Source organism: Pseudomonas sp. Z3-8 (assembly GCF_051131975.1).
In the GTDB taxonomy this organism is placed as follows: Bacteria; Pseudomonadota; Gammaproteobacteria; order Pseudomonadales; family Pseudomonadaceae; genus Aquipseudomonas.
The window spans coordinates 1478423-1494507 of record NZ_CP071643.1 but is presented as its reverse complement, the minus strand read 5'-3'; the positions used below and the strand labels follow the sequence as shown (position 1 = coordinate 1494507).

14 protein-coding genes are annotated in these 16085 nt (G+C 60.2%); 11 read left to right on the top strand and 3 right to left on the bottom strand.

The window, feature by feature from the left end:
• Positions 1–36: 36 nt before the first annotated feature.
• Together J3P94_RS07010 and J3P94_RS07005 are read left to right on the top strand one after the other, a co-directional pair.
• Positions 37–2226: a putative bifunctional diguanylate cyclase/phosphodiesterase gene (locus J3P94_RS07010; RefSeq protein ID WP_434572269.1), complete on the top strand. Its 2190-nt coding sequence runs from the start codon at positions 37–39 to the stop codon at positions 2224–2226.
• Between the two features lie 181 nt (positions 2227–2407).
• On the top strand, positions 2408–4582 hold the full coding sequence (locus tag J3P94_RS07005; RefSeq protein ID WP_434572267.1) for a hypothetical protein: 2175 nt from the start codon (positions 2408–2410) through the stop codon (positions 4580–4582).
• A 275-nt stretch (positions 4583–4857) separates the two neighbouring features.
• Here the strand turns inward: J3P94_RS07005 and J3P94_RS07000 are convergent, their stop codons facing one another.
• Entirely contained in the window at positions 4858–5163 is a 306-nt protein-coding gene (locus J3P94_RS07000) for a DUF2288 domain-containing protein (protein ID WP_434572265.1), read from the bottom strand.
• A 30-nt stretch (positions 5164–5193) separates the two neighbouring features.
• Between J3P94_RS07000 and J3P94_RS06995 the strand changes: the two genes are divergently transcribed.
• From J3P94_RS06995 to J3P94_RS06970, 6 genes are all read left to right on the top strand, one after another.
• Positions 5194–5442 (top strand): hypothetical protein, encoded by a 249-nt coding sequence (locus tag J3P94_RS06995; protein ID WP_434572263.1) that lies wholly within the window; start codon positions 5194–5196, stop codon positions 5440–5442.
• A gap of 60 nt (positions 5443–5502) precedes the next feature.
• Positions 5503–6630: a branched-chain amino acid ABC transporter substrate-binding protein gene (locus J3P94_RS06990; protein ID WP_434572261.1), complete on the top strand. Its 1128-nt coding sequence runs from the start codon at positions 5503–5505 to the stop codon at positions 6628–6630.
• A gap of 230 nt (positions 6631–6860) precedes the next feature.
• On the top strand, positions 6861–7784 hold the full coding sequence (gene livH, locus J3P94_RS06985) for a high-affinity branched-chain amino acid ABC transporter permease LivH (protein WP_014336891.1): 924 nt from the start codon (positions 6861–6863) through the stop codon (positions 7782–7784).
• Positions 7781–9037: a high-affinity branched-chain amino acid ABC transporter permease LivM gene (locus J3P94_RS06980; protein ID WP_434572259.1), complete on the top strand. Its 1257-nt coding sequence runs from the start codon at positions 7781–7783 to the stop codon at positions 9035–9037. The genes livH and J3P94_RS06980 overlap by 4 nt, the downstream gene beginning before the upstream one ends.
• Complete coding sequence (gene livG / locus J3P94_RS06975; RefSeq protein WP_434558356.1) at positions 9034–9801, top strand: high-affinity branched-chain amino acid ABC transporter ATP-binding protein LivG; 768 nt, start codon at positions 9034–9036, stop codon at positions 9799–9801. The genes J3P94_RS06980 and livG overlap by 4 nt, the downstream gene beginning before the upstream one ends.
• Complete coding sequence (locus J3P94_RS06970; protein WP_434572257.1) at positions 9802–10503, top strand: ABC transporter ATP-binding protein; 702 nt, start codon at positions 9802–9804, stop codon at positions 10501–10503.
• A 164-nt stretch (positions 10504–10667) separates the two neighbouring features.
• On the opposite strand, the gene J3P94_RS06965 is transcribed toward J3P94_RS06970, so the two are convergent.
• Complete coding sequence (locus J3P94_RS06965) at positions 10668–11576, bottom strand: LysR family transcriptional regulator (protein WP_434572255.1); 909 nt, start codon at positions 11574–11576, stop codon at positions 10668–10670.
• Between the two features lie 105 nt (positions 11577–11681).
• Between J3P94_RS06965 and J3P94_RS06960 the strand changes: the two genes are divergently transcribed.
• The 3 genes from J3P94_RS06960 (at position 11682) to J3P94_RS06950 (ending at position 14739) form a co-directional block, all read left to right on the top strand.
• A complete protein-coding gene (locus tag J3P94_RS06960; protein ID WP_434572253.1) occupies positions 11682–12281 on the top strand; it encodes a short chain dehydrogenase in 600 nt (199 codons plus the stop codon).
• A gap of 59 nt (positions 12282–12340) precedes the next feature.
• The gene (locus tag J3P94_RS06955) at positions 12341–13015 is read left to right on the top strand and encodes a COG3650 family protein (RefSeq protein ID WP_434574114.1); all 675 of its coding nucleotides are present in this window, start codon (positions 12341–12343) and stop codon (positions 13013–13015) included.
• A gap of 110 nt (positions 13016–13125) precedes the next feature.
• Positions 13126–14739: an NAD(P)/FAD-dependent oxidoreductase gene (locus J3P94_RS06950; protein WP_434572251.1), complete on the top strand. Its 1614-nt coding sequence runs from the start codon at positions 13126–13128 to the stop codon at positions 14737–14739.
• A gap of 158 nt (positions 14740–14897) precedes the next feature.
• On the opposite strand, the gene J3P94_RS06945 is transcribed toward J3P94_RS06950, so the two are convergent.
• Complete coding sequence (locus J3P94_RS06945) at positions 14898–15992, bottom strand: PLP-dependent cysteine synthase family protein (protein ID WP_434572249.1); 1095 nt, start codon at positions 15990–15992, stop codon at positions 14898–14900.
• Between the last annotated feature and the right edge of the window lie 93 nt (positions 15993–16085).

Genomic DNA, 16085 nt, shown 5'->3' with positions numbered 1-16085 from the left:
CGCGCAGGCCAGGATTACCAAGGGACGAAACGTGCTATGGAGTGGCTTGGTTTACATTTCATGACCGAACTGCCCGGAACTGGGCAGGTCATACTCGATTGCAGCCATAACCCTTTCCTGGTGTTGCTGGCCTATCTAGTGGCCTGCACGGCCAGTTTCGCTACGCTGGATATGACCGAACGGGTCGGGAACGTGGAAAAAACCGCGTCCCGACGTCTCTGGCGCTGGGTCGGCGCTGGCTGTTTGGCGGGCGGTATCTGGTCCATGCATTTCATCAGCATGTTGGCGTTCCAGGTGCCGATTGAAATCCATTATCACCTGCCCACCACCCTGCTCTCGCTGTTATTTGCCCTGACCGCCTCATGGCTGGCCATGCATACCCTCAGCCACCCTGATCTGAGTTTCCGGCAGTACCTGCAGGCGGCGGTGTGGATCGGCCTCGGCATCGCGATCATGCATTACGTGGGCATGGCCGCCCTGCGATCGAATGCAACTATCTATTACCAACCGGCCCTCTTCGCGCTCTCCATCCTGATCGCCATCGGTGCCAGTCTGGCCGCCCTATTGATTGCCAGTCACCTGCGCGATGGCACCGGCATCGTCCACAAACAGCTTAAATATATTGCCAGCCTGGTGCTCGGGGCCGGTATTGTCAGCATGCATTTCACCGGCATGGCGGCGCTCAGCCTGGTACTTCCCGAGGGCAACTTTCAATCGCTGTCCGGCGGCAACGATCACCAGCGACTCGGGCTGACGGTGGCGCTTATGACACTGCTGATCATCGGCAGCAGTATCGGTGCGGCACTGGCGGACAAGAAGCTGCAGCACAAGGAGCACGATCTGCAGCGGGTCAACACGCTGGTCAGCGAACTGGACCAGGCACGTCTGTCGCTTCAACAGGTAGCCCACTACGACCCCTTGACCAATCTGCTCAACCGCCGCGGCTTCAACCAGATCTTTGCTGAAAAACTCATCGAGAAAACCCAGAAAGGCGGAATGCTGGCCGTGATGTTCCTCGACATCGATCACTTCAAACGGATCAATGACAGCCTTGGCCATGATGCCGGCGACGAACTTCTCAAAGTTCTGGCGAGCTATATCAAGGCCTCGGTGCGCGGCCATGATGACGTGGTGGCACGTTTCGGAGGCGACGAGTTCTGCCTCCTCACCAGCTTGCACGACCGTGAAGAAGCGCGACTGATGGCCCAGCGCATCATGTCGAAAATGAAAGAGCCCATCGATTTGTCCGGACGGCGCGTAGTCATGACCACCAGCATCGGCATCAGCCTGTTTCCGGAAGACGGCAGAACCAGCGAAGAACTGCTGAAGAACGCCGACCTGGCGCTGTATCAGTCAAAGGACGGCGGCCGTAACGGGTTGCATTTTTTCAGCTCACACCTTACGACCCGCGCCACCCTGGAGTTGCAACTTGAAGAAGAGCTGCGCTACGCCCTGCGCAAAGACACCGGGTTGATGCTGCACTACCAGCCGATCTATGACCTTAAAATCGGTCGTGTTACCAAACTTGAAGCACTGGTTCGCTGGCAACATCCGGCACACGGATTGCTGACGCCGGATCGATTTATTGCCATCGCGGAAGCCAACGACCTGATTGCCGAACTGGACAACTGGGTGCTGCGCAAAGCCTGCGAGGACTTGGGCGCATTGTCCTGCGACGATTGTGAAACGCTTGGAATTGCAGTGAACTGCTCGCCCCTGACCCTGGCGCGAGAGGAACTGGCTGGCGAAATCGAACACGCCCTTCGCGCCAGCGGGGTGGCGCCACAGCGACTGGAATTGGAAGTGACCGAAAATGCGCTGATGGGGGACCTTCCCAAGACCCTCGTATTGCTGCGGCAGATTCGCGCCCTCGGAGTCTCATTGTCGATAGACGACTTCGGCACCGGCTATTCGTCCCTGTCTTACCTCAGGCGCCTGCCACTCGATACGCTGAAGATCGACCGTTCATTCATCCAGGACATTCCCAGGACGCCCCAGGACATGGAAATCGTCCAGGCCATTATCGTCATGGCCCATGCCCTGCATTTACAGGTCGTCACCGAAGGCGTCGAAACCGTCGAGCAGTATGATTTTCTCAAGCGCCATGACTGCGATTTCATTCAAGGCTACCTGCTCAGCCGTCCGGTGCCGCTGGCTGAACTGCAAGCGGTGGTGGCTGAAATCAATCAACGCACCCACACGCATACCGGCACTGCCATCATTTAGCCTCCTTTGATTAAAGATCAACGAATGTTGGCCGATTCAACATGAAGGATTTCCCAGCGAACGTTCAGGCCAGCGCCTGACGCTGGGGCCATATTCGCGCAGCAGGAAGACGCGATCCCATTCCGTGATGACTCGATGACAGCTTGTCGCCGAGCCGACCACTACAGGCATACGGCGCACAATGACCTCCAAAAAATCAGCCACTGCGGTTTCCGATCTGACCCTGAGCCCAGCCGCCAACGGCCCTGAAGCCTCGACGCTGTCGAGCAGCTCGCGATCGCTGGCGACCCAGCAATACCTGTATTTCACCGAGACCAACACCGACCGCATCCTCGACAACCTCGACGGCCTGCGCGATGCCGTGTTCCCGCGCCCGCCACACCTGGTGGATGACGAGAGCGAACGTGGCCAGCAGGAATTCCCCTCGGTGTGCCTTATCGGCCTCGGACGCTGCGGCTCCAACATCGCCCTGGACGTCGCGGAACTGGTCTACAACGCGCGCAAGTTCTATCTCAACGAATTCAACGCCGAAGACAAGCACTACGGTGACAAGGGCTATCGCCCCGCGCAGTGGATGCGCAACCTGCGCCTGGGGACCAGCAAGGCCAGCAAACCGGTGTTCCTGGTGGAACCGCTGGTCATGCTCGGCGACCTGGACAAAGACATCGCCGGGCGTATCCGTTTTTCCCGCAAGGGCGAAAAAAGCGGGTTCTTGCGCGACTACAGCAAAATGAAAATCATGGACCTCTCCGAAGTCCATGCGGGTGGTGCCGGTAACGCGCCGATCCTCGGCCAGTACCTGGCGAAGATCATCCTGAACAAGGACACCCAGCGCTTCTCCAGCCCCGACTGGAAAATGATCCACTCGTACCTGATCGATAGCTGCGGCATCAAGGCCAACCAGTCGCGGCTGTACTTCTCGATCTTCAGCGCCGGTGGCGGTACCGGTTCGGGCATGGCTTCGGAGTTCGGCCTGGCCCAGCAGTACTCGTACATGAACAAGACGTTCGACACCAAGCCGATGGACGAACACGACAGCAAGAGCGGCCACTCCTTCGTCTTCGAACCGATTTTCACCAGCGGCATCTGCGTGCTGCCGAACATTTCCGATCATCGCAGTGAAATGTCCGAGGCGCTGCACATCAACGCCGGACGGCTGCTGTGCAAATACCTCTCGGAAGAATGGGATTTCTCGTACAACTTCGCCAACGAAGACAGCAGCGAAGCCAGCGTCATGGGCCGTATCCGGCCATGGAACGCGATGATGCTGATCTCCAACGACATCATGCGCTACGCCGAAGAAAGCGATGACGGCAACATCCAGAACATTGATGTCAATGCCATGGAAAAGCACGCCAACCAGTATATTTCCCAGCAGATCTTCAACATCCTGACGGCCCAGGCCGTGACCACCGACTACGACCAGAACTACTTCCGGCGCGCCGGCATCGACATCGGCGAGACCATCCGCCTCGACGCAAACGACCTGTTCATGAGCCTGGCCGGCCCGGTAGCGATTGCCTACGCTGAATCCGTCGTTCCGGAAACCCCGGCGCCGAGCGGCGACAAGTTCAAGGTGTTCGAAAAAGAGCCGCCGCGCCTGAACATCGACGACCTGTTCTTCCGCTCCATCGACCTGCCGCACTTCAACAAGGTCACCCAGGCCATCGAAGGCATCAGCCTGCTGCCCATCGAATCCAAGCGCTACCGGGCCTCGCTGGAGCAATACAAGAATTCCGGCTACGACGCCGCCGCCCTGCACGACCTGCACTTCTTCAAGAATTGCTCGTCGGTGGTGTCGATCGTCTCGCTGCCCAAGGACTACAAGCTGTCCTACATGGACCTGAACCGGCTCAAGACCCACCTCAACAGCCTGTTCCCGAACACCACGCTCAAGCGCTATGCGCTGGTGATCGGCGCCTCGGCCAACTTGTCGCTGACTACCCTGATCGCCAAGAGCCCGTGCCTGTCGGATGACTTCCTGACCCTGATCGTGGCGTTCATCAAGCGCTGCTTTGCCCGCACGCCGTATCGCTTCGACGAGACCCTGGACAACTCGATCCTGGACTTCATCATCAATGAAGAATTCGACGAAGCACGCATCGATGAGTTGCTCAACGAATTCGAGAACCCGGCGAAGATCCTCGACACCAACTGGTACGCGATCAAGCCGATGTACGAGAAGAAGTACCGCGAGCTGATCAGTGACAAGGACAAGTTTGTCTCGATCAATGACATCCGCCTGTCCCGCGACTGCGTGAAGAAGTCGATCAAGTACCTGCGCGAGATCTACCGTCACCGGATCGGCAAGACCAAGGTTATTTCGCTGAATAACCATACTGGCAAGAGTTATTGAGGCTGGCGTGACACCGCTTCGCGAGCAGGCTCGCTCCCACAGGATTTGTGAACACATATCCCTTGTGGGAGCGAGCCTGCTCGCGAAGGGGCCATGAGCGGCACTACAAAACAACATCCAGAAACAATTAGGCAGCCCACCGGCCGCGCCAAAAACTGTTCCCGTTACGTATACGTCACCCTGCCCTGTGGCGTTTCGCCACGGCAGGCTGTCATCACGCTACTCACCTACACACTTTCCGAGATGCCGAAACACGAACCAACTTGGTGCACCGATCAATTCGACGCCCTTTCCTGGATCATGATCCACGGCGAAACCACCACGGCCCACAGCAGCGGATCACGCTCGAGAAAATCCAGCGCCCGCGTTTCAGACAGCTTGGCGAGCTGCCCGCCGGCCAGCCAGGCGGCGACTTTGGTACCTTCGTCCTCGGCAATGGCCTCGGCGGCGGCGATCAGATCCAGTGCCGGATCGACCCACAATAGGGCACCCTTGGCAAAGAACGGTTCCAGCTCCTTCCAGGAAATGGATGCGGTTTCACCGAGCAATTTGGCATAGAGGGTGCTAGGTTCTTGATTCATGGGAGCTGTCCGGAAAAGAAATCGGCGCGAATGATAACGTCGGTGGTCTGGCAGAAAAACCCGGTTGCAATTGCAGCACCGATTGAAAAGCGCAGGAAAGCCAAGGATTGCCGATTTGACCGGACAAACCCCGCCGCGAATCTGTCTTTTTCTTTCAATAAAGCGACACCCCCAGGCTTTGCCCCCAAGCGCCAGCTTCCCTTGCCAACAATCGGCGCTCTACACTGTACCGGTACAGTTGCCGGGGGCATTTTCCGCGTGGGTATCCAAGATATCTGACCCGGTTCTGCTGCTACGGCGCCAGGACTATAAAAACTACAACAGCATGAGTGGAGCACTATGACTAAGGCTACTAAGCAGATTTCCAAACTGTTTGCCGCTATGGTTCTGGCCGGGGTTGCCAGCCATTCGTTCGCCGCCGACACCATCAAGATCGGCATCGCCGGCCCGAAAACCGGCCCTGTAGCCCAATACGGCGACATGCAGTTCAGTGGCGCGAAAATGGCCATCGAGCAGATCAACGCCAAGGGTGGCGTCGACGGCAAGCAACTGGTCGCCGTTGAATACGACGACGCCTGTGATCCAAAACAAGCGGTCGCGGTTGCGAACAAGGTCGTCAACGACGGCGTCAAGTTCGTGGTGGGCCACCTGTGCTCCAGCTCCACCCAGCCGGCTTCGGATATCTACGAAGACGAAGGCGTGATCATGATCACTCCGGCCGCCACCAGCCCGGACATCACCGCGCGCGGCTACAAGATGATCTTCCGCACCATCGGCCTGGACAGCGCTCAAGGCCCTGCGGCCGGCAACTACATCGCCGACCACGTCAAGCCGAAGATCGTTGCGGTCCTGCACGACAAGCAACAGTACGGCGAAGGCATCGCCAGCGCGGTGAAAGCCACCCTCGAGAAGAAAGGCACCAAGGTTGCCGTGTTCGAAGGCGTCAACGCCGGCGACAAGGACTTCTCCTCGATGATCGCCAAGCTCAAGCAAGCCAACGTCGACTTCGTCTACTACGGCGGCTACCACCCGGAGCTGGGCCTGATCTTGCGTCAAGCCCAGGAAAAAGGCCTGAAAGCCAAGTTCATGGGTCCGGAAGGCGTGGGCAACGACTCCATCTCGCAAATCGCCAAGGAATCCTCCGAAGGCCTGCTGGTGACCCTGCCGAAATCGTTCGACCAGGATCCGGCCAACGTCGCCCTGGCTGACGCGTTCAAGGCCAAGAAAGAAGACCCGAGCGGTCCGTTCGTGTTCCCGTCCTACTCGGCTGTGCAAGTGATCGCCCAGGCCATCACTTCCACCAAGAGCGAAGATCCGGAAAAAGTGGCTGAAGCCATCCACGCCGGCACCTTCAAGACCCCAACCGGTGACCTGAGCTTCGACGCGAAGGGCGACCTGAAGGACTTCAAGTTCGTGGTTTACGAGTGGCATTTCGGCAAACCTAAAACCGAAGCTTCGCCTCAGTAAGGCCTGGCCTGACTGACTGCCAATAAAGCCCACGGCGTGCCGTGGGCTTTGTTTTAAATGTATTGGGCCGCGCTGGCGTGATCCGCCAGTCTCCCCACCTGAAAATCTCAAAACCGTCATCAGCGGTTCGCTGGCAAACCTCGTGTTCGAAGTGGATGCAGATCCACGGGACCCGGGCGGGAAAATGACTCCACCAGTGAAATGCGTATCAGGTTTTTAGGAGCGCTGTAATGCCTGACATCTATCACTTCTTCCAGCAGCTGGTTAACGGCCTGACCGTTGGCAGCACGTATGCCCTGATCGCCATCGGCTATACGATGGTCTACGGCATCATTGGAATGATCAACTTCGCCCACGGCGAGGTGTACATGATCGGCTCCTACGTGGCGTTCATCGCCATCGCCGGGCTGGCCATGATGGGACTCGACAGTGTCCCGCTGTTGATGACCGCAGCTTTCATCGCGAGCATCGTGGTTACCAGTTCTTATGGCTACAGCATCGAACGGATCGCCTACCGCCCGCTGCGCGGCAGCAACCGTCTGATCCCGCTGATTTCCGCCATCGGTATGTCGATCTTCCTGCAGAACACGGTACTGCTTTCGCAAGACTCCAAGGACAAATCCATTCCCAACCTGATTCCGGGCAACTTCGCCATCGGGCCAGGCGGGGCACATGAAGTGCTGATTTCCTACATGCAAATCGTGGTGTTCGTGGTGACCCTGGTCGCCATGCTCGGCCTTACGCTGTTCATCTCCCGTTCCCGCCTGGGCCGCGCCTGCCGCGCCTGCGCCGAGGACATCAAGATGGCCAACCTGCTGGGCATCAACACCAACAACATCATCGCCCTGACCTTCGTCATCGGTGCGGCCCTGGCGGCCATCGCCGCGGTGCTGTTGAGCATGCAATATGGCGTCATCAACCCCAACGCCGGTTTCCTCGTGGGCCTGAAAGCCTTTACCGCCGCGGTGCTCGGCGGCATCGGCAGCATCCCCGGCGCGATGCTCGGCGGATTGGTGCTGGGCGTGGCGGAAGCCTTTGGTGCCGACATTTTCGGCGACCAGTACAAGGACGTCGTGGCGTTCGGCTTGTTGGTTCTGGTTCTGTTATTCCGGCCGACCGGCATCCTGGGCCGTCCGGAGGTTGAGAAAGTATGACTAGGCATCTCAAATCGGCGCTCTTCAGCGCCCTGCTGGTCTGGGCCGTGGCCTATCCGGTACTCGGTCTCAAACTGACCATCGTTGGTATCAACCTGGAAGTGCACGGCACCAGCCCGACCATCCTGGCGACCATCGCCGTATGTTCCGTCCTGATGTTCCTGCGGGTGCTGTTCAGCACGCAGATCAGTGCGGCGTGGAAAGCGTCGCCCGGCGTGCCGGTGATCCCGGCCAAGGCCAGCAACTTCCTGACCCTGCCGTCGACCCAGCGCTGGATCGTGCTGGGCCTGATCGTCGTGGCCCTGGTATGGCCGTTCTTCGGCTCTCGCGGCGCGGTGGACATCGCCACGCTGATCCTGATCTACGTGATGCTCGGCCTCGGCCTGAACATCGTCGTGGGCCTGGCCGGCCTGCTGGACCTGGGTTATGTCGGCTTCTACGCCGTCGGGGCCTACAGCTACGCGCTGCTGTCGCACTACTTCGGCCTGAGCTTCTGGATCTGCCTGCCGATCGCCGGAATGATGGCCGCCACCTTCGGTTTTCTGCTGGGGTTCCCGGTCCTGCGCTTGCGCGGCGACTACCTGGCGATCGTGACCCTGGGTTTTGGCGAGATCATCCGTCTGTTCCTGCGCAACCTGACCGACATCACCGGCGGCCCGAACGGCATCAGCAACATCGAGAAGCCGACGTTCTTCGGCCTGACCTTCGAACGTAAAGCCGCCGAAGGCCTGCAGACCTTCCACGAGTACTTCGGCCTGCAATACAACTCGATCAACAAGGTGATCTTCCTCTACCTGGTCGCCCTGCTGCTGGCCCTGGCCGCGTTGTTCGTCATCAACCGCCTGCTGCGCATGCCGATCGGCCGTGCGTGGGAAGCCTTGCGCGAAGACGAAATCGCCTGCCGTGCGCTGGGTCTCAACCCGACCGTGATCAAGCTTTCGGCCTTTACCCTGGGTGCTGCGTTCGCCGGTTTCGCCGGTAGCTTCTTCGCCGCTCGCCAAGGCCTGGTGACGCCCGAGTCCTTCACCTTCATCGAGTCGGCGATCATCCTCGCCATCGTCGTGCTGGGCGGGATGGGCTCGCAATTGGGTGTGATCCTGGCGGCGATCGTGATGATCCTGCTGCCCGAAATGATGCGTGAATTCAGCGAATACCGCATGTTGATGTTCGGCGCCTTGATGGTGCTGATGATGATCTGGCGTCCTCAAGGTCTGCTGCCTATGCAACGCCCGCACATGGAGCTGCGCAAATGAGCCGCGAGATCCTGAAAGTCGAAAATCTGAGCATGCGCTTCGGCGGACTGCTGGCGGTCAACGGCGTGGCCCTGACTGTGCAAGAGAAACAAGTGGTTGCCTTGATCGGGCCGAACGGCGCGGGCAAGACCACCGTGTTCAACTGCCTGACCGGTTTCTACCAGCCTACCGGCGGCACCATCCTGCTGGACGGCGAACCGATCCAGGGCCTGCCCGGTCATCACATTGCCCGCAAGGGCGTGGTGCGGACCTTCCAGAACGTGCGGCTGTTCAAGGACATGACGGCGGTCGAAAACCTGCTGATTGCCCAGCATCGTCACCTGAACACCAACTTCTTTGCCGGCCTGTTCAAGACCCCGGCGTTCCGCAAGAGCGAACGCGAGGCCATGGAGTACGCCGAGTACTGGCTGGACAAGGTCAACCTTACCGAGTTCGCCAACCGTACCGCCGGGACCCTGGCCTACGGTCAGCAACGGCGCCTGGAAATCGCCCGCTGCATGATGACCCGTCCGCGGATCCTCATGCTCGACGAACCGGCCGCCGGCCTGAACCCGAAGGAAACCGAAGACCTGAAGGCGCTGATCAGCGTGCTGCGCGAGGAGCACAACGTGACCGTGCTGCTGATCGAGCATGACATGAAGCTGGTCATGAGCATTTCCGACCACATCGTCGTGATCAACCAGGGCACGCCCCTGGCCGATGGTACGCCGGAACAGATCCGCGACAATCCTGAAGTGATCAAAGCCTACCTGGGGGAAGCGTAAATGCTGCAGTTCGAAAACGTTTCCACCTTCTACGGCAAGATCCAGGCGCTGCACAGCGTCAACGTCGAGGTCCGCCAGGGCGAAATCGTCACGCTGATCGGTGCCAACGGCGCCGGCAAGTCCACCCTGCTGATGACACTCTGCGGTTCGCCGCAGGCCCACAGCGGCAGCATCCGCTACATGGGTGAGGATCTGGTGGGCCAGGACTCGGCGCAAATCATGCGCAAGAGCATCGCCGTGGTGCCTGAAGGCCGTCGGGTATTTGCCCGGCTGACCGTGGAAGAAAACCTCGCAATGGGCGGTTTTTTTACCGACAAGGGCGACTTTCAGGAGCAGATGGACAAGGTGCTGCACCTTTTCCCACGCCTGAAAGAGCGTTTTACCCAGCGCGGCGGCACCATGTCCGGCGGCGAACAGCAGATGCTCGCCATCGGTCGTGCACTGATGAGCAAGCCCAAGCTGCTGCTGCTCGACGAGCCGTCGCTGGGCCTGGCGCCGATCATCATCCAGCAGATCTTCGACATCATCGAACAGCTGCGCAAGGATGGCGTGACGGTGTTCCTGGTGGAGCAGAATGCCAACCAGGCGCTGAAGATCGCTGACCGGGCGTACGTGCTGGAGAACGGTCGCGTGGTGATGCAAGGCACCGGTGAAGCACTGCTGACCGACCCGAAAGTGCGCGAGGCGTACCTGGGCGGTTGAATCTGTCGCGATAGAAAAAACGGCCTTCGGGCCGTTTTTTTTCATCTAGATGCGCACGCCCCCGTGGCGAGGGAGCTTGCTCCCGCTGGGCTGCGTAGCGGCCCTAAGATTTTGCGGTCGCTGCGCAACCGAGCGGGAGCAAGCTCCCTCGCCACAGGGACCGATTACAACCGATCCAGCGCCTCCCCGCTGCGTTTGAACCATTCAATCAGATAATCAGCCAGCACCTGCGTACGCTTGGGCAACCCTCCCTGATATGGATGCACCAGATACATCGGCATGCGACGGGTCTGAAAGTCCCGCAGCAACCAGCGCAGGCGGCCGTCGGCCAGTTCCTGGTCAAGCAGATACGACGGCAGACGGGCGATTCCAGCGCCGGCCAGGGCGGCTTTTTTCAACAGGCTGTAATGGTTGCTGGCAAACGGCCCGGACACCCGCACCCGCAGCAATTCATGTTGCTGGTGGTACAACCATTCCTCACGACCGCTGTAGTGACTGTTGAGCAGGCATTTGTGCTCCGCCAGGGCCTGGGGAACCGCGGGCTCACCGAAGCGTTCCAGATAGGCCGGGCTGGCGCAGGTCAGTTCATGCCAGGCCAGCAGCGGGCGCGCCACGAGCCGCTCGTCGATCGCCGCATCCGAGCGGATCGCCAGATCAAACCCATCGCGCGATAAATCGCGGTAACCGTTATTGAGCTCCAACTCGATCTGCACGTCGGGGTAGGCGAGAGCGAACTCGGTCAGCAGGCCTTCAAAAAAGGTTTCGCCCAACGAAACCGGCACCGTCATCCGCACCGGCCCGGAAATTTCACCCTTCAAGCGGGCCAACGCCTGACGCGCCCTTTCCACTTGCACCAACAAGGCCTGGGCCTGGGGCAACAGCGCCGCACCCGCCGCCGTCAGGCTCAGGCGTCGCGTCGTGCGCTGGAGCAGGATCACTGAAAACCGCTCCTCCAGCAGGCTGATGCGCTTGGACAACTGCCCCTTGCTGCATCCCAACCGCTGCGCCGCCAGGGTAAAACTACCGGCCTCGACCAGCACGGCAAACGCTGCCAGATCATCGATCTCGCTCATTGGATTGTTTCCAAATGAAAACCAAAGGTTTCCTATTAGCACGCTTATCCCCAGGAAAATCCACTCTAGACTGCAACCTCGTCCACCCCATTTGAGGATCAGTCCATGAAAATCCTGTTGATCGGCGCCAACGGAACCATCGGTTCGGCCATCGCTAACGAGTTGTCGCCCCGTCATGAAATTGTCCGTATCGGCCGCCACAGCGGTGATGTGCAAGTGGATATCAGCGACAGCGCCTCGATCCGCGCCCTGTTCGAAAAAACCGGCCGCTTCGATGCCTTGGTTTGTGCGGCGGGCAACGTCACTTTCGCGCCGCTGGGCGACATGACCGAAGAAAGCTTCGCCCTCGGTTTGAAAGACAAGTTGATGGGTCAGGTCAATCTTGTATTGATCGGCCGCGAATTCGCCAATGACGGCGCATCCTTTACCCTCACCACCGGCGTACTCAGCCACGACCCGATCAAGAGCGGCGCCTCGGCGGCCCTGGTGAACGGCGCCCTCGACAGTTTTGTGCGCGCTGCGGCAATCGAGCTGCCCCGGGGCCTCAGGCTCAACTCGGTAAGCCCGAACGTATTGCTGGAAGCGATGGACAAATATGCGCCGTACTTCCGCGGCTACAAGCCGGTTCCTGCGGCTGAAGTGGCATTGGCCTACGCCAAGAGCGTCGAAGGCCTGCAAACCGGACAGACTTTTCACGTCGGCTGACCCCTTGTGATGAAGGATCAGTCTGAGTAACGTGGCGGCACTTGTCTGGAGACCCAATGATGCGTGCCGCCCGTTCCCTGTTGTGTATTGCCTCGCTTGCGCTTTTCGCCGGCTGCCAGTTGCTCGACGCCCCGCGCCAGAGCGCCTCCCATGCCGGCCAGACGCGCATGCAGGGCGAACTCACGGCGGCCGATGGCAAGCTGGTGTTCCAGCCGTGCCAGGAACAGCGCCGCTACATCGTCAACGACACCGGCGGCACCAGTGTGCTGCAACAAGCCGCCACCCTGGCGGATGATCGCGGCAAACTGTTCGCCGATCTGCGCGGGCGTATCGTTTCCAGCGCAGCGGCCGGCACCGACAGCCAACTGGACGTCGAGCAGCTGTATCGCCTGGAACGCTCCGGGACCGCTTGCGATGATGTTGACTTCAAACGGGTGATTCTGCGGGCAGCGGGACATGCCCCTGAATGGACACTTAAGGCCAGCGGCAAGGGCCTGGTCCTGGATCGCGAAGGGCAGCCGCCGCTGGCGGTGCCGTACGTCGAGGAGCAGTTGGGCGATGGCCGCTTCAACCTCGGCACCGAGGCCAACGGCCAGAAGGTCGAGTTGTGGGTCACGCCGCAACGCTGCGTCGACAGCACCAGTGGCAGCGTGCAGCACATGAGCGCCGAGTTGCGGGTCAACGGTCAAGTCCAGCGCGGTTGCGCCTACTTTGGTGGCGCGCGCGACGACTGATTCGACGCATGACGGGTTTTAACCTCACGGAAAACCGGGATTGCGGCTTATAATCGCCGGTTTGAAGAACGCCTTGGCGCAGTTGTGCGCCCCGCGAACCGGACCCCGTCATGTTACGAATCACCGAACTCAAGCTGCCGATCGACCATCCCGAAGAAGACTTGCGCCCTGCCATCGTGCAGCGGCTGGGCATCGCCAAAGATGACCTGCTCGACTTCACCCTGTTCAAGCGCAGCTACGACGCCCGCAAGAAATCCTCCGAACTGTGCTTCATCTACACCATCGACCTGTCGGTGCGCGATGAAGCCGGTGTGCTGCGCAAGTTCGCCGATGACCGTAATGTCAACGAAGCGCCGGACATCAGCTACAAGGTGGTTGGCCAGGCACCGGCGGACTTGAGCGAGCGGCCGATCGTGGTCGGCTTCGGGCCGTGCGGCATCTTCGCCGCCATGCTGCTCGCGCAGATGGGCTTCAAGCCGATCATCCTTGAGCGCGGCCCGGAAGTACGCCAGCGCACCAAGGACACCTGGGGCCTGTGGCGTAAAAGCGTGCTCAACCCCGAGTCCAACGTGCAGTTCGGCGAAGGCGGCGCGGGGACATTCTCCGACGGCAAGCTCTACAGCCAGATCAAGGATCCGAAGTTCCTTGGGCGCAAGGTCCTGCATGAGTTCGTCAAGGCCGGGGCCCCCGAAGAAATCCTCTATGTCAGCAAGCCGCATATCGGTACGTTCCGCCTGACCGGCGTCGTCGAAAACATGCGTGAGCAGATTCGCGCCCTGGGCGGTGAAGTGCGCTTCGGCGAGCGAGTTACCGACGTTTTGATCGAGGACGGCCAACTGGTTGGCGTCGAGCTGGCCAGCGGTGAGCAGATCCGTTCGAAACACGTGATCCTTGCCCTGGGCCATAGCGCCCGGGATACCTTCCGCATGCTCCACAGCCGTGGCGTGTACATGGAAGCCAAGCCGTTCTCGGTGGGTTTTCGTATTGAGCATCCGCAATCGCTGATCGACAGCGCACGCCTGGGCAAGTATGCCGGCCACCCGAAACTCGGCGCCGCCGACTACAAACTGGTGCACCACGCGAAAAATGGTCGCTCGGTGTACAGCTTCTGCATGTGCCCGGGCGGCACCGTGGTGGCGGCGACCTCCGAGCCGAACCGCGTCGTGACCAATGGCATGAGCCAATACTCGCGCAACGAGCGCAACGCCAACTCCGGCATCGTCGTCGGCATCACGCCGGAAGTGGATTACCCGGGTGGCCCGCTGGCGGGCATCGAGTTGCAGGAGCGCCTGGAGTCCCACGCCTTCGTGCTCGGTGGCAGCAACTATGAAGCCCCCGCGCAACTGGTGGGTGATTTCATCGCCGGCAAGCCGTCCACGGCGCTGGGCAGCGTCGAACCGTCCTACAAGCCTGGGGTTGCCCTGGGCGACCTGGCCCTGGCTCTGCCGGATTTCGCCATCGAGGCCATCCGTGAAGCGCTGCCGGCGTTCGAAAAACAGATCCGGGGTTATTCGCTGCATGATGCGGTACTCACCGGCATCGAGACTCGGACTTCATCGCCGCTGCGCATCACCCGCAACGAAACGCTGCAGAGCCTGAACGTGAAGGGCCTGTTCCCGGCGGGTGAAGGCGCCGGTTATGCCGGCGGGATCTTGTCGGCGGGTGTGGACGGGATCCGGATCGCCGAAGCGGTGGCGCGGGATATTCTTGGCTTGAACGACTGACATCCATCCACTGTGAAATGCTGTTCATCTGGATTGAATGAACAGCAGGCCCCTGTGGGAGCGAGCTTGCTCGCGATGACGGCTTGGCCTCCAACTCATCCGTTGGCTGATCCACCGCTATCGCGAGCAAGCTCGCTCCCACAGGGGATCCCAGTGATTCAGATATTGGCCCGCAACACGCCCTCCGGCAGCGCTTCTCCGCGCTCCGCACATCCCGCCACCGCATCGATCAATGGGTCCAACTCATACCCCTGGGCCTTGAGCCACGCCGGATCGTAATAAGTCGTGGCATAACGCTCCCCGCCATCACACAGAATCGCCACGATCGACCCCGACTCACCGCCTTGCACCATTCGCTTCGCGGCGATCAGCGCGCCGATCAGGTTGGTGCCGCTGGATCCGCCGACCCGCCGTCCCAGTCGCTGGGCCAGGTAGTGCATGGCCGCGAGGGACAGGGCGTCCGGCACCTTGACCATCGCATCGATCACCTTGGGCAGGAACGAGGCTTCGACCCGTGGCCGACCGATCCCTTCGATCCGCGACCCGCAATCCAGGCGCAGGCTGGCATCGCCGCTGCGGTAGTAGTCGAAAAATACCGAACGCTCGGCGTCGGCACACAGCACACGGGTACTGTGCTGGCGATAACGTACGTAGCGCCCCAAGGTGGCCGTTGTACCGCCCGTGCCAGGGCTGGAGATCAGCCAGGTGGGCTCTGGATGCCGCTCGAAGCGCATCTGCTGGAAAATCGACTCGGCGATGTTGTTGTTCGCCCGCCAGTCTGTGGCCCGCTCGGCGTAGGTGAACTGGTCGATGAAATGCCCGTCATGCTCGCGGGCCAGACGTTCGGATTCGGCGTAGATCTGCGTAGGGTCATCCACCAGATGGCTTTGGCCACCATAGAAGGCGATCTGGGCGATTTTTTCCCGGGAGGTAGTGGCAGGCATCACCGCGATGAAAGGCAGGCCCAGCAATCGCGCAAAATACGCCTCGGAAATCGCCGTCGAGCCGCTGGAGGCCTCGATCACCGGTGCACCGGGCTTGAGCCAGCCATTGCACAACGCATACAGGAACAGCGAGCGGGCCAGTCGGTGCTTGAGGCTGCCGGTGGGATGGCTGGACTCATCCTTGAAATACAGCTCGATGCCCGGCAGTCCGGCCAGCGGCAATGGGATCAGATGCGTATCGGCACTGCGTTGGAAATCCGCCTCGATGATACGGATGGCTTCACGCGCCCATTGGCGGGGATTGTTCATGGTGTTTTCTCGCAGGGCCGGTAGGACTTTCAGGCAGACCGATGGCCGGGGGCACGATCTATTCAGGAAATACGAGACACCAGCTTAGGAAAA

Coding starts and splice junctions, on each gene's coding strand:
- J3P94_RS06970 (WP_434572257.1), top strand. CDS start 9,802: ATGCTGCAGTTCGAAAACGTTTCCACCTTCTACGGCAAGATCCAGGCG.
- livH (WP_014336891.1), top strand. CDS start 6,861: ATGCCTGACATCTATCACTTCTTCCAGCAGCTGGTTAACGGCCTGACC.
- J3P94_RS06965 (WP_434572255.1), bottom strand. CDS start 11,576: ATGAGCGAGATCGATGATCTGGCAGCGTTTGCCGTGCTGGTCGAGGCC.
- J3P94_RS06960 (WP_434572253.1), top strand. CDS start 11,682: ATGAAAATCCTGTTGATCGGCGCCAACGGAACCATCGGTTCGGCCATC.
- livG (WP_434558356.1), top strand. CDS start 9,034: ATGAGCCGCGAGATCCTGAAAGTCGAAAATCTGAGCATGCGCTTCGGC.
- J3P94_RS07000 (WP_434572265.1), bottom strand. CDS start 5,163: ATGAATCAAGAACCTAGCACCCTCTATGCCAAATTGCTCGGTGAAACC.
- J3P94_RS06955 (WP_434574114.1), top strand. CDS start 12,341: ATGCGTGCCGCCCGTTCCCTGTTGTGTATTGCCTCGCTTGCGCTTTTC.
- J3P94_RS06945 (WP_434572249.1), bottom strand. CDS start 15,992: ATGAACAATCCCCGCCAATGGGCGCGTGAAGCCATCCGTATCATCGAG.
- J3P94_RS07005 (WP_434572267.1), top strand. CDS start 2,408: ATGACCTCCAAAAAATCAGCCACTGCGGTTTCCGATCTGACCCTGAGC.
- J3P94_RS06980 (WP_434572259.1), top strand. CDS start 7,781: ATGACTAGGCATCTCAAATCGGCGCTCTTCAGCGCCCTGCTGGTCTGG.
- J3P94_RS06990 (WP_434572261.1), top strand. CDS start 5,503: ATGACTAAGGCTACTAAGCAGATTTCCAAACTGTTTGCCGCTATGGTT.
- J3P94_RS07010 (WP_434572269.1), top strand. CDS start 37: ATGGAGTGGCTTGGTTTACATTTCATGACCGAACTGCCCGGAACTGGG.
- J3P94_RS06950 (WP_434572251.1), top strand. CDS start 13,126: ATGTTACGAATCACCGAACTCAAGCTGCCGATCGACCATCCCGAAGAA.
- J3P94_RS06995 (WP_434572263.1), top strand. CDS start 5,194: ATGATAACGTCGGTGGTCTGGCAGAAAAACCCGGTTGCAATTGCAGCA.